Annotated in this window: 12 protein-coding genes; 2 read left to right on the top strand and 10 right to left on the bottom strand. The window is 55.0% G+C overall.

Annotated elements, in window-relative coordinates:
• The first annotated feature begins 383 nt into the window (after positions 1–383).
• The gene (locus RA27_RS10905; RefSeq protein ID WP_241484052.1) at positions 384–1,595 is read left to right on the top strand and encodes a GlxA family transcriptional regulator; all 1,212 of its coding nucleotides are present in this window, start codon (positions 384–386) and stop codon (positions 1,593–1,595) included.
• On the opposite strand, the gene RA27_RS10900 is transcribed toward RA27_RS10905, so the two are convergent.
• The 8 genes from RA27_RS10900 to RA27_RS10865 form a co-directional block, all read right to left on the bottom strand.
• Entirely contained in the window at positions 1,573–2,505 is a 933-nt protein-coding gene (locus RA27_RS10900) for a 3-hydroxyacyl-CoA dehydrogenase NAD-binding domain-containing protein (RefSeq protein WP_039538467.1), read from the bottom strand. The genes RA27_RS10905 and RA27_RS10900 overlap by 23 nt on opposite strands.
• On the bottom strand, positions 2,505–3,245 hold the full coding sequence (locus RA27_RS10895) for an SDR family oxidoreductase (protein WP_039538464.1): 741 nt from the start codon (positions 3,243–3,245) through the stop codon (positions 2,505–2,507). The genes RA27_RS10900 and RA27_RS10895 overlap by 1 nt, the downstream gene beginning before the upstream one ends.
• A complete protein-coding gene (locus tag RA27_RS10890; RefSeq protein ID WP_039538462.1) occupies positions 3,245–4,663 on the bottom strand; it encodes an aminobutyraldehyde dehydrogenase in 1,419 nt (472 codons plus the stop codon). The genes RA27_RS10895 and RA27_RS10890 overlap by 1 nt, the downstream gene beginning before the upstream one ends.
• A gap of 10 nt (positions 4,664–4,673) precedes the next feature.
• Positions 4,674–5,606 (bottom strand): 3-keto-5-aminohexanoate cleavage protein, encoded by a 933-nt coding sequence (locus RA27_RS10885; protein WP_039538459.1) that lies wholly within the window; start codon positions 5,604–5,606, stop codon positions 4,674–4,676.
• Positions 5,606–6,400, bottom strand: coding sequence for an SDR family oxidoreductase (locus RA27_RS10880; protein ID WP_039538456.1), 795 nt, complete (start codon positions 6,398–6,400; stop codon positions 5,606–5,608). The genes RA27_RS10885 and RA27_RS10880 overlap by 1 nt, the downstream gene beginning before the upstream one ends.
• On the bottom strand, positions 6,397–7,932 hold the full coding sequence (gene betC / locus RA27_RS10875) for a choline-sulfatase (RefSeq protein ID WP_039538453.1): 1,536 nt from the start codon (positions 7,930–7,932) through the stop codon (positions 6,397–6,399). Before betC ends, RA27_RS10880 begins: the two co-directional genes overlap by 4 nt.
• A complete protein-coding gene (locus RA27_RS10870; protein ID WP_039538450.1) occupies positions 7,929–9,050 on the bottom strand; it encodes a ring-hydroxylating oxygenase subunit alpha in 1,122 nt (373 codons plus the stop codon). The genes betC and RA27_RS10870 overlap by 4 nt, the downstream gene beginning before the upstream one ends.
• Before the next feature lie 518 nt (positions 9,051–9,568).
• The gene (locus RA27_RS10865; protein ID WP_039538447.1) at positions 9,569–9,895 is read right to left on the bottom strand and encodes a hypothetical protein; all 327 of its coding nucleotides are present in this window, start codon (positions 9,893–9,895) and stop codon (positions 9,569–9,571) included.
• Positions 9,896–10,150: 255 nt separating this feature from the next.
• Here RA27_RS10865 and RA27_RS24065 point away from each other — a divergent pair, with 255 nt between their 5' ends.
• Positions 10,151–10,420, top strand: coding sequence for a hypothetical protein (locus RA27_RS24065; protein WP_152610696.1), 270 nt, complete (start codon positions 10,151–10,153; stop codon positions 10,418–10,420).
• A 30-nt stretch (positions 10,421–10,450) separates the two neighbouring features.
• On the opposite strand, the gene RA27_RS10855 is transcribed toward RA27_RS24065, so the two are convergent.
• Entirely contained in the window at positions 10,451–10,729 is a 279-nt protein-coding gene (locus RA27_RS10855; RefSeq protein ID WP_152610695.1) for an autotransporter domain-containing protein, read from the bottom strand.
• A 223-nt stretch (positions 10,730–10,952) separates the two neighbouring features.
• A complete protein-coding gene (gene tcuA / locus RA27_RS10850) occupies positions 10,953–12,338 on the bottom strand; it encodes an FAD-dependent tricarballylate dehydrogenase TcuA (RefSeq protein ID WP_241484051.1) in 1,386 nt (461 codons plus the stop codon).
• Positions 12,339–12,364 lie beyond the last annotated feature (26 nt).

The following is a 12,364-nucleotide window of genomic DNA, read 5'->3' as shown; positions in this document are numbered from 1 at the left end:
AACAGAGGACTAGAAAGAGCGACAAGGACCTCGGCTACTGCACAGCTTGGCAGGGGAAATACACATACGCGAGTCACATCTGGCAGTATGAAACACTTGACCGCAGTTATCTTGGCATGGTGCGCCTTTGCCATTGCTTCACCGATCTTGTGCTAAAGTTCAATCCTCAGACACAGTTGAGCTTAAGGACGTATTGGCCATCGCGGAAGCCATTGAAATCTGGCAGCCTGGGCCGCCCTCGCGGGTGGTTCAAACCGGACTTTCCGCATAGTATTGCGACGCTGCAGTTGCAGCCCGCGTTCGAGACATTCGCTACAGGTGTGTTATCCAAGAATGGGCGTAGTAAACGAAACGCAAACTACGACAAACTTCAGTATAGTTGAGTGATCGTCTGGTTTCTTGGTTCATCAAACAATGAAGCTTTATTAACGACGAATTTGCCCTTCGCATTTTGGAAACGCTTGCGTCAAAGCTTTGGTATTCTCCTAACATGCCAAGATTTGACACTCCAAACACCGTCAAAACGATTTGACAATTTTGGCCGCCACTTCTCAAAATCGGCCATGATTCAGCCAATAGACCGTAAGCTAGACATCATTGTTTTCGTGAGCCCACATTTCAATGTTTCGGCGACGACTTCTTTCGTGGACCCATTCAGAATAGCCAATTATCTGACAGGGTCGTCTAGATTTTCCTGGACCTATGCTTCAGATGCAGGTGGACTTGTCGAATCCAGCAGCGGCTTGGTCGTTGAAACTGTCCCATTGGTGGACGTGACAGGGCGCAGGCCTTGGCTTGTTCTTGTGAGTACAAGCTGGACACCTGAACGGCACGGAACGCCTGAGTTCAAGGTAGCACTTCGGAAGTGGGAGTCAGGAGGAGCAATCGTTGGCGGTTTGGATACCGGCGCGATTGTCCTTGCGACGGCTGGACTGCTCAGGGGAAAAACCGCAACGGTTCACTATGAACACATGGATGCCTTTGCGGAAATGGCCCATGACACCACCGTCTCGGAAAACATGTTTACAACTGATGGCAAGATTTTCACGTGTTGTGGGGGATCAGCCGCAACAGATCTAGGGTTGCGATTTGTACATAATATCGCTGGTGAAAGTATCGCCAATGCATCTGCGCGATATCTGTTTCATCACAATGTGCGTGGGGAAGGTCAGTCTCAGAATCCCAAAGACGTGGAGCCGCTGGGCTATGTCACTTCTGAGGTTGTCCGGGATGCGATCGATCTGATGGAAGCACATTTGGAAACCACTCTATCGATCCCTGAAATATCAGCGCGGTTGAAGATTTCGCAACGACAGCTAAGCAGATTGTTTCAGCAATATGTTCAAAAGTCGCCTGTCGAGTACTACCGCGACATACGTCTTGATCGTGCGCGCGGATTGGTGACGCAAACTGAACTAAAATTCAGCGAGATTGCGGAAGCATCAGGGTTTAACGGACAGGTTCATTTCAGCCGGGCATATCGCCAACGCTTTGGCCTGACACCAAGCGCTGACCGTATTGAAGGCCGCACGCCGTTCGAGTTTCGCGCTTGGCCGATGTTCAAGCCAGATATCAAGTCCGAAGGTGCCGGGTAGCTTTTTGCATCGCTGTCAGCATCTTGTCGCGTTGCGCTGATAACTCTTCGGTACTTTGCCCCTGTGTCTGATCCTTAACGCCATCGACCAGTTTAGCTATGACATACTCATCAAGACGAGGGTCGCCCAGGTCGTCCCACCAGCCATTGAATGTGTCTTTGAAATGGTCACAGAAGGCCTGCAGGCCACCATCGCCTGCACCCAAGTGAAAAAGGGTCGTCGGACCCATCGCGGCCCACCGGAGTCCCGGACCAGCCCACATCGCTTTGTCAATGTCTTCGACACTGGCAACACCTTCGACAGCCATATGAACGGCCTCGCGCCAAACTGCGGCTTGCAAGCGGTTCGCGACATGCCCTGGCATTCCTTTCTTGATCCGGATCGTGATTTTACCAATGTCTTTGTAGAAAGCTTCTGTGCGGTCCAAAATATCTGAACCGGTGTGTTCGTTCGCCGTCAACTCGACCAGCGGAATGAGATGTGGCGGATTAAACGGATGACCTAAGATGAGTTTGCTCGGATCGCGCCATCCCTTTTGCAAAGCTTCGAGCGTCAGGCCGGAAGTTGAGCTGGACACAATCGCGTCCGCCTTCAACTCAGGCTCAATCGCGGCATAAAGCGAATGCTTGATCGGAAGCCTCTCTGGCACATTCTCCTGAATGAATTGCGCGCCTTGAACAGCCGCTTCGGCGGTCGATACGAACGTGATGGCATCGGGTTTTGCCTCGTCAGTAAGATCCAGCTCGATCAAAGCCGGCCACGCCTTTTCGATATAAGCGCGAACGGATGCTTCTGTATTCGGATCGGGATCGAAGACGGTCACACTGCGACCCGATGCGAGGAACAGCGCTGCCCAGCTTGCCCCGATGACACCGGCTCCAAGGATGGCGGTTCTTTCGACTTCTGACATCAGAACAGTCCTGGATTAAGGGGGGAGGCCGCGGTCATGCCTCCGTCCACTGTGAACAGCTGCCCGGTTGCAAAAGACGAGTCGTCAGACGCCAACCATAAGGCCATCGAAGCAATGTCGGCAGGCTTGCCAAAGCGTTTGACAGCGTGGCGCGCCAGCGCGTCGGATTTAGCCTTCTTCGGGTCCTGGGCGAGGTCGAACCCTGCGTCCAACATGCCTGTTTCAATCCATCCCGGGCTGATCGCATTGCAGCGCACTGCCGGTCCATGGTCGACCGCGATGGATCGTGTCAGCCCATGCACAAAGGCCTTTGAAGCATTGTAGAGCGCCATCGAGGGGTCCGCGACATTGCCCGAAATCGAACCGATGTTGATGATCGAACCGCCCTGAGACATTTCTGGAATAAAGGCGCGGCAACAGTTAAAAACGCCTCGTGCATTTACCCCCATCACCAGGTCCCAATCCGCGTCTGAGCTTTCGGTCACTGTTTTTTCGACCTGAACGCCGGCATTGTTTACGAGGATATCCGTCACTCCGACTGTCCGGGCGATTTGCGCAACCTCTTCGGCGTCGGAAACATCCAGTGTGTACCAAATTACGTTTTCCGGCAGATCAACTGGTTGAGGGCCGCGCCCACAGGTCGTGACAGCGGCCCCTTCAGCCATGAACGCCTCAACGATACCGCGACCAATGCCCTGCTTGCCGCCTGTCACAAAGGCGCGTTTACCAGCCAACCGCATCAGTGTGCCACCATCACATGACGGACTGCGGTGTAAGCGTCCAGCGCATAGACCGACATATCGCTACCCGTGCCTGAACCTTTCATCGCGGCCCAAGGCATCTCGGGGGTCGCAACCCCATGCGTGTTTACCCAGGTGAATCCGTAGCGCAGCTTGGACGTCATTTGCATTGCTCTGCCAACATCCCGTGTCCAGACCGACGAGGCCAGCCCGTAACGTCCGGTGTTGGCGATCTTCAACGCCTCTTCGGCGTCGGAAAATCTGGAGACCGTTACAACGGGGCCAAATACCTCGGTGCAGGCAATCTCTGCGGTGTTGTCGACATTGGCGATGACAGTCGGCTGGTAGAAAAAGCCGTTTCCCTCGCTCAACGTGCCACCGGTGACGATTTCAGAGCTTCTGCGTGCGCGATCCACAAAACCCGCCACACGATCCCGCTGAGTCGCAGAGACAAGCGGGCCCATTTCCGTTCCTTCAGTTTTTGGTGCGCCAATTTGGATCTGAGCGACCTGTTCGGCAATGGCAGCCACAAGCTTGTCGTAAACACGATCTGCAACCATCACGCGGCAAGGCTGCGCGCAGTCCTGACCGGCATTGAAGTAACTGCCGTAACGGATCGTCTCGGCCACGGCATCAAGATCAGCGTCATCAAAAACAATGACCGGCGCCTTGCCGCCCAACTCCAGATGGACGTGCCTAATCTGCTGGGACGCTGCCCGCATTGCGGCCATGCCAGTCGCCGGCGATCCCGTAACGCTGATCCCTTCCATCTGCGGACTGTTCATCAAGGTATTTCCAACGGTGGGCCCACGACCGTGAATCACGTTCAGCACTCCTTTTGGCAGCACATCTTGCAGCAGTTCTGCAAGCAGCAGGGTGGATAGCGGCGTGATCTCGGACGGTTTCAATACCACAGAACATCCTGCCGCAATTGGTGCGGCAATCTTCCAGGACGCCATCATCAGCGGATAGTTCCAGGGGGCGATGGCCGCTACGGGACCAATTGGATCGCGCCGGATCATCGAGGTATGCCCCGCAACATATTCGCCAGAAGCGGACCCCGTCATGGTGCGCGCTGCACCAGCAAAAAAGCGAAAGACATCAATCGTCAGCGGCATCTCGTCATCATGAGCGGATGGCCAAGGCTTTCCCACATCTAGGCTTTCAAGTTCTGCCAACTCCTGGCTGTTCGCCTCGATAACGTCCGCGATCTGGAGCAAGATTGCAGAGCGTTCCGCAGGAGTCGCAACGGAAAAGGTCTCAAACGCCTCTGCCGAGCCGCGCACTGCCGCCTCGATCTGTGCATCGCTGGCTTCTTTCACTGCGCCCATAACCTCGCCTGTCGCAGGGTTCAGGACATCCAAAGCCTCTCCGGTCCCTTCGACCATTTCGCCGTTGATCAACATTTTCGTCTGCATATGCGCCTCCTCAAAACCCAACCTGATCGCCGCCCTTAAGTGCGAGCCGCTCACGCGCCTCGGCTGGAGTCGCGATCGTAAGGCCAAGGTTTTCAATAATTGATCTGATGCGCCTGACTTGTTCCGCGTTGGATATTGCCAACTCACCCTTGCCGATGAACAGGCTGTCTTCGAGACCCACCCGAAGGTTGCCACCCCGCATGGCACTTTGGGTTGCGAAAGGCATTTGGTGACGTCCAGCGGCAAGGACGGACCATTCGTAATTCTCTGCCCCAAACAGCTTATCGGCCGTGTTGTGCATGTGGGTCAGATGGTCGGCATCGGCTCCAACGCCCCCCAAGATGCCAAATACCATCTGAATGAAAAAAGGCGGTTTGATCAGGCCCTGATCCACGAACCATTTGACGTTGTAGAGATGCCCAAGGTCATAACATTCGAACTCGAACTTGGTGCCGTGATCTCCACCAAGTTTTTCGATGGCGTAACGAATTGTTTTGAAGGTGTTGGGAAAGATAAAGTCTTCCGTCATCTCTAAAAATGACCGTTCCCAATCGTGCTGAAACTCTGTGTATTTCTGCAGCATCGGAAAGATACCAAAGTTCATGGACCCCATGTTGAGCGATGCCATCTCTGGGCTGGTAGACGTCGCCGCCAGCAGCCGTTCATCCATCGACATCCCCAAGCCGCCGCCGGTAGAGACATTCATCACAACATCGGTAGACTGTTTGATCACAGGTAAGAACTGCTGAAACAGCTCGGGCCGGGGATCGGGTTTACCGGTCTCTGGATGCCGCGCGTGTAAGTGGATGATTGAAGCACCTGCTTGCGCCGCTTCAATACTTGCTGTCGCGATCTCAGCGGGCGTAATCGGCAGATGAGGTGACATCGATGGCGTATGGATGCCCCCTGTTGGCGCGCATGTGATGATGACGGATTTGGGCATCAGAGCTTCATCTGCTGCACTTGCGCAGACAGCCCCCCGTCCAAAACCCACAGCTGGCCGGAGGCATAGCGCGCCTCGTCCGAGGCCAGCCAGTTGACTAGGTTTGCAATGTCGTCGGGCGTCCCGTAGGTGCGCATCGGATGAACATCGCGCACGGCCTTCTGCAGCGTTTCAATGTTGCCGCCGCCTCCGCCTGATCCATCGCCGTTGAAGAAGCTCTGCAGCATTGGGGTATCGATATAACCGGGGCAGATGGCGTTTACGCGGATACCTTCAGGGCCATGATCGCAGGCCATCGCCCGGGTCAAAGCGTGCACTGCACCTTTGGTTGCGCAATAGGCCGCAAGGCCCGGGTCTGCGATGAACCCATCGTAGGAGCCAAAATTGATGAGGCTCGCGCTATTCCCTGTCTTCGCCGCTTCGCGCATCAAAGGGATGGCGTATTTCGAGGTCAGGAATGTGCCCGTGGAGTTAACCGCGAAGCTTTGGTTCCATTCCTCCAGAGTGGTTTCCTCAACCGTTTTTTCGATCTCGATCCCCGCCGCGTTCACAAGGATATTCAGTTTGCCATATGCCGCGCGCACATGATCCATCGCTGCAATCGCGTCTGCCTCTTGTGTCACGTCAAGCTTAACAAAGTGACTGCCATCATCGTCGTGCTGATCTAACGACCCTTCCGGTGTGAGGTCAGCGGCAAATACCGTTGCACCTTCTCTTAGGAATCGCGCGACAATCGCGCGCCCGATACCACCGCGCGCACCCGTCACAAGGGCGATTTTCCCGTTCAACATCATTGGTTTTCATCCTTCAACGACGGATAGCGGTAACGGCGTGCGGCCACCGTCCAATCCATATTGTTGCGTACATACTGCTGGCTTGCGTCAGACGGAGGGTTGTAATCCCAAGGCTCGCTGGCACCCGCTTCCATCGCGGCATGTAACGCGCGCCGCGATTTTTGCGTGGCAATAATCTTCTTCCGCAAACCCTTGCCGTCCCAACGCTCGGCGACTTCGGTTGCAAAACGGGCCGCCGCCTCGGCATAGCCAGGGTTTTTGGCTAGGTTTTTAGTTTCCAAAGGATCGGCGCTTAGGTCGTAGAGCTGAGGCGGATCGCTATCACAATGAATATATTTCAAGGGCCCGCGACGGATCATGATCACGGGATAGCTCGTCATCTCGGCACAATACTCACCGATGGCTTCATCAACCGGGTCGTCTTCGCCACGAGCCAAAGGCATTAGGCTGCGCCCGTCGATCGGCTCTCCGATCATCGTCTCACTACCGCCGCCAATATCGATAAAGGTTGGCAGCAAATCAACCAGCGACACTGCATTCTGCGCGGCCCCTACTGCAACGCCCGGCCCGGCCATGACCAGTGGAACGCGGGCTGAATGCTCAAAGAAATTCATTTTGTACCACAGCCCACGTTCGCCCAGCATGTCGCCATGGTCGGCCGTGACAATCACAATGGTGCTGTCCAATTCGCCCGTTTCTTCGAGGGTCTGAACCAGCTGCCCGATCTTGCTGTCGAAGTAGCTGACATTGGCCAGATAAGCATGACGCGCGCGACGGATTTCTTCGTCGCTAAGCGGCACATAAGATGCTTCGATCCCATCCATCAATCGGCGGGAAAAGGGGTCCTGATCGTACAGCGCAGGTACAAACGCGGGCATGTCAATCTCGTCGTCCGAATAGAGATTCCACCATTCAGGCCGCGCCACGTAGGGATCATGCGGGTGAATGAAGCTTGCCACCATCGCAAAGGGCGCATCCTCGCCACGTGCTTTGTCACGGGCCACATCGAAGAGCCAACGTTTGGCTGCAAAGCCAACTTCATCATCATAGTCGATCTGGAAGGTTGCATGGGCCAAGCCGCTTTCCTTGACCGTTTGCATGTTGTGATACCACTTGTCGATCCGCTCGTCCGGTGCTTCCCAATCCGGGGTCCACGCGAAATCGGCAGGGTAAATATCTGTCGTCACCCTGTCTTCGAACCCATGCATCTGGTCCGGGCCAATGAAATGCATCTTGCCTGAAAGGCAGGTCCTATAACCCAGCGATTTGAGGTAATGCGCAAATGTAGGCACAGAAGCCTTGAACTCGGATGCATTGTCATAGGCTGCAATGCGGCTGATGTGCTGACCCGACATAAAAGCAAATCGGGAAGGTGCACAGAGTGGGGAATTGCAGTAAGCCGCATCAAAGCGCATACCGCGTGCGGCCAAAGCATCAAGGTGTGGTGTCTTGGCGATCTTGTGCCCATAAGCCCCTGTGAAATGCGGAGCCAACTGGTCCGCCATGATCACAAGGATGTTTGGCCGCGTCACGCAGCACCTTTTGCGTAATCGTCAAGGACCAGACCATGGAAGTGATGCACGGCGTGCTCGGACTTGCCGGACCCATCCGGGTCATTGACGATCCGGCCTTGGCTGAATGCAGGCGTGTTCATCCCACGCTGCACACTTTCGACGAGGCTGATGTCTTCGACCTGTAGAACTTCATCCAGATAGCGAATTGCGTCCAGTTCCATTGCATCAGGTTCCGGAGTCTCAAGAAAGAAGTCATAAGTCTCAAGCGTCCGATCTGGCCCAACAGGGATGATGTTCAACACGATCATGCTGGACCGTCCCGGATATCGCATCAGGCAAGTGGTAGGATAGAGCCACCAAACCGCGTGGGTTTTCACCGTGGCGTTCGAGACATCATAGGCGGTATTTGGACTGTTGCCTGCGTCGGCCATATGGCTGGAGTAGATACCGTAGGTTGTAACCTTGTAGGTATCCATATCCACGAGGTCACAAAAATCCTTATGGGCCGTAGGGCAATGATAGCACTCAAGGAAATTGTCCACGACGTTCTTCCAGTTTGACTTGATGTCGTAGGTCAGACGGTGGCCAAAAGTGAGTTGATCCACATCCGGCGCCCAGTGACGAACCTCGGTTTCCAAGTTTCCGGATTGCTCTGACAATGAGGCAGCTGCCGGATCCAAATTGACAAAAACAAAGCCGCAGAACTCTTCGACCTGCACTTCGTCGAGACAAATCTCGTCTTTGCTGAAGTCTTCGAGGTTTTCAGTATGTGGCGCGCGGACCAACTGCCCATCCAGCTTATAGACCCAGGCATGGTAGGGGCACATAATCCGTGTGGTATTGCCTTCGCCCGATAGCAGTTCATGCGCACGGTGTTTGCAGACGTTGTAAAAGGCACGAAGCTTACCCTCTTTGTCACGCACAACCGCAATTGGCTGACCGGCAATATCCACCGTTACAAAAGACCCCGGCTCTCGTGTTTTCTCGACATGACACACCCATTGCCAAGTTCTGGAGAGTATGGAGCGAACATCGGCGTCAAACCACTTGTCTTCGGTGTATGCTGCAGCCTGCAACGAACTAGAGCGTGATGGATCAACGTGATAGCCAAAGGAAATTTTTTCTGAATCAGTCATGCTGCCCCTCCCAAGTAAGGATAAGCCTATTTCAGGCAAGAACCGGCGATATACATAATCAGTCGGTATTTTAACTTTTTTCGCCAGGAGTATAACCGGCTATCTGACCAAGCGCGGGTGATCAGGTCCGAATACTTAAGAACACCGTGCACAGATCCATCAAACGGCCCGTTCGGCACACCTTCTTTTTCGAGTCTTCTACATCAGCGATTACCGCATCTCAAAAGCGGCACTGAACACTCTGGCGCCGACGACTGCGGCGGAACTGAAATCGCATCGCATCCTCGTCAACACCGTTTGCCCCGGTTAGGTGGCGACAGATAGGGGGGCGGTGGTCGTCCCGTGTCTGAAGGCGCAAAGGGCGTGGTTTAGGCGGTAAGATGAAACGCGGATGTTAGTTTGTACTCAATTCAGATTGAGCAGCCTGATTGGATGCGGCGCGGATCGGTTGAGTCTGGAAAGCCCCGGCGTTTTTGGAGCTTTCCCTGTAATTCAGACGCCGCTGATATGATGTTTGATCAGTCGGTGAACGTGTATTCGCCGAGATCACAAAGGTTCAGCCCAAAATCCTCGGCCTCGGAACCGTCGGCAAAGATGCCACGGATGTCGTAAATACAGGTGGTCAGCCCGTCCGCGATATCGACGCCGATTTCGTAGCCCGGTGCAAGATAGCCCCCCTCAAGCAGATCGTTCTCCCAATCGCCGGATGACGCCGGAGAGATGTTGAACTCGACCAGATCGGAACTGCTGTCATTGTAGAGGAGGAATTCGAGATCTTCCGCCTGAGCCGGGGAATGAACCGCCAGTGCACCCAAAACCAGCGCCGCGGAGATTAGAGTTTTCATCGTATTGATCCTTCTGTTCGATCGGTAAATTGGTTGTCGGCCACCTTTGCTCGTGAGTGGGGGTGTGAGTGAGCGGCGCGGTGACCCACAATGTGGCGATACGAGGGGACATACCATCTCTATTTTGTGAAAGGTAGTTCAGAACCGGAATTCGAAACCCAATTGGCCGGCAATTCCATAGTCGTCAGAGCAGCTGCCAAATCCGCTCTGAGCGGACACTTCTCCGAACAAAGTAGTGTTTGCTGTAACGTCCACATGACCTCCCAGCGTGAGGGCAAGGTTGTTACTGTCGAGTTCGGTCAGACCCGTGTCGTTTCCAAAAGATACCGAAGTGTCATCATCAAGCGCATGGTATTAGTCGAATTGGCCGAAGAGGACACTGGTGCCGAACTCGCGCGCGGCCCGCAGACCTACGAGCGCACTCAGTATATCTCCGTCAGAGACCGTCCCGGCGGCACCGCTCTACACATCGTCAAGATCGTCGGCATCAACACTGCTGTGGAGAAGTCGCGCTTGAGGGATTAGGTTCAGGGCATACACCTTGTCGGCCTCAATCTAGGCAACATAGCCATCCCCATCCGTATCGACCTCCCGTCCTCTGGCAAATCGGGTCGTATTGTCGAAGAACGCATATCGCACGTGGCCGTTCAGATAGAGTTGACTGTCCGCCAGCCACAATGTGCTCAGCGTTACATCGCAGGCGTCGGTGTCAACCTTGCCGTCGGCCAATGATGTTTCGCTGTTTGTCGATAGTGTTGTTGCGCCGAACTCGAACCCTCCGATCAAGAAGCCGTTGCCGATTTCGGAAAATCGCAGGCTGGCGCCGGCACGCAGGCCGCCACTGTCGTTTCATTCGTGCGATCGCCAGAGCTGAGTTCGGGCAGAGATCGGCTGACTACGTTCGCATCTTCCGCACCTAACCCCCCGAACCGAAGCTACGTATTATCTAAAAACAAACCCGCCAATTTCGCAGACCAGAAATCTTGGTAAGCGCCCTTTTGCATAGAAAACCGGACAGCCGACACCTCTCGAAAGGTCGAACTGCGCGGCGCAAAACTCACCGAGGCGCCGCGTGGGTGCCGGCCAGTCGGCCAAAGACAGACCCGTTAATCAGACCAGTGCCGCCGGGGTAGTTAAAATAGAACACCCCGCCAACCAGTTCACCTGCGGCAAAGAGGCCGGGGATCGGCGCTAAATCGTTGTCCAGCACTTGGGCACTGTTCGGTTCAATGCGCAGACCGCCAAAGGTAAAGGTGATGCCACAGCCAACCTGATAGGCCTCAAACGGACCTTTATCTATCGTGTTGGCCCAGTTGGACTTCGGAACTGAGAGACCTTTGGTGGCGCGCCCGTCCTTGATGTTGGGGTCAAACGGTGTCTCTGTGTCAACAGCGGCGTTATAGGCCTTGATCTCATCCAAGAACCCTTTCGGATCAACCCCTTCTAGTTTCTGAGCCAGGGTCTCGATCGTCGGAGCCGTGACCTTGGTCACCCGTTTGATCCGATACTCATCGCGCAGGAAATGCGTGACCTTGGAATCGAAGATCTGCCAGGCAAACTGATCGGGTTGGTTCAGGATGACGCGGCCATATTTGGCGTAGGTATAGTTTCGAAAATCCGCGCCCTCATCGACGAAACGACGCCCCGTGGCATTCACCATGATGCCCCATGGATAGGAGTGTTTCTGGAACCCATCGCCCACATCAAGATCGCCAAATTCGGGTGCGTTGTAATCCCAGCCCACCGCATGGCAGCCCGACCAGTTGCCATAGGTCGAAGCGCCGATATCCATCGCCATCTTGATGCCTTCGCCAGTGTTGAAACGCGAGCCCCGCACGCGGGCCATTTCCCAGCCGGGTCCAAGATAACGGGTGCGCATCTCAGGGCTGGCCTGAAAACCACCCGCTGCAACGATAACGGATTTTGCGCCAAGCTCTTCGATCTGCCCGTGGTGACGGACCTTGACGCCGGTCACCGCGTGGCCAACTGTCAGCAGTTCAATCGCCCGCGTATCATAGCGGATCTCGACACCAGACCTTTTGGCAATCTTGGTATGGGCATCCACCAGACCTTCGCCGCCACCCCATGCTTCAAGCGTGAGCCCGCCCCAGAATTTGAAACGGCCATCGACTTTAAAGGCCTGACGACCATAAATCGGCAGGAACCGGATGCCTTTCTCACGCATCCAGTGCATCGTTTCGCGAGAGGAGCGCACAAGACGCTCACACAGGGCGGGGTCCGTGCGATACCGGGTGACGCGGAACATGTCGTCGAAGAACTGCTCTTCGGTGTAGGTCCCGAAATCTGTTATCGCTATTTGTTCTTCGGACAGATCGGGGCAAAGTGCGCGAATGTCTTCCACGCCGTCATAGGCAAAGCGAATGGCCCCGGCTGTGTAGCGGGAGTTGCCGCCGTTTTCAGCCTCGTGCGCGCATTCCAGCATCAACACGCTGGCCCCTTTTTCGCGGG

Origin of the sequence: Ruegeria sp. ANG-R, assembly GCF_000813985.1 — a bacterium.
GTDB lineage: Bacteria > Pseudomonadota > Alphaproteobacteria > Rhodobacterales > Rhodobacteraceae > Ruegeria.
Note: the sequence above shows the minus strand (reverse complement) of the source record. Positions and strands in the feature narration are given on the sequence as shown.

Coding starts and splice junctions, on each gene's coding strand:
- RA27_RS10890 (WP_039538462.1), bottom strand. CDS start 4,663: ATGCAGACGAAAATGTTGATCAACGGCGAAATGGTCGAAGGGACCGGA.
- RA27_RS10885 (WP_039538459.1), bottom strand. CDS start 5,606: ATGCCCAAATCCGTCATCATCACATGCGCGCCAACAGGGGGCATCCAT.
- tcuA (WP_241484051.1), bottom strand. CDS start 12,338: ATGCTGGAATGCGCGCACGAGGCTGAAAACGGCGGCAACTCCCGCTAC.
- RA27_RS10880 (WP_039538456.1), bottom strand. CDS start 6,400: ATGATGTTGAACGGGAAAATCGCCCTTGTGACGGGTGCGCGCGGTGGT.
- RA27_RS10865 (WP_039538447.1), bottom strand. CDS start 9,895: ATGAAAACTCTAATCTCCGCGGCGCTGGTTTTGGGTGCACTGGCGGTT.
- RA27_RS10870 (WP_039538450.1), bottom strand. CDS start 9,050: ATGACTGATTCAGAAAAAATTTCCTTTGGCTATCACGTTGATCCATCA.
- RA27_RS10900 (WP_039538467.1), bottom strand. CDS start 2,505: ATGTCAGAAGTCGAAAGAACCGCCATCCTTGGAGCCGGTGTCATCGGG.
- RA27_RS24065 (WP_152610696.1), top strand. CDS start 10,151: ATGACCTCCCAGCGTGAGGGCAAGGTTGTTACTGTCGAGTTCGGTCAG.
- RA27_RS10895 (WP_039538464.1), bottom strand. CDS start 3,245: ATGCGGTTGGCTGGTAAACGCGCCTTTGTGACAGGCGGCAAGCAGGGC.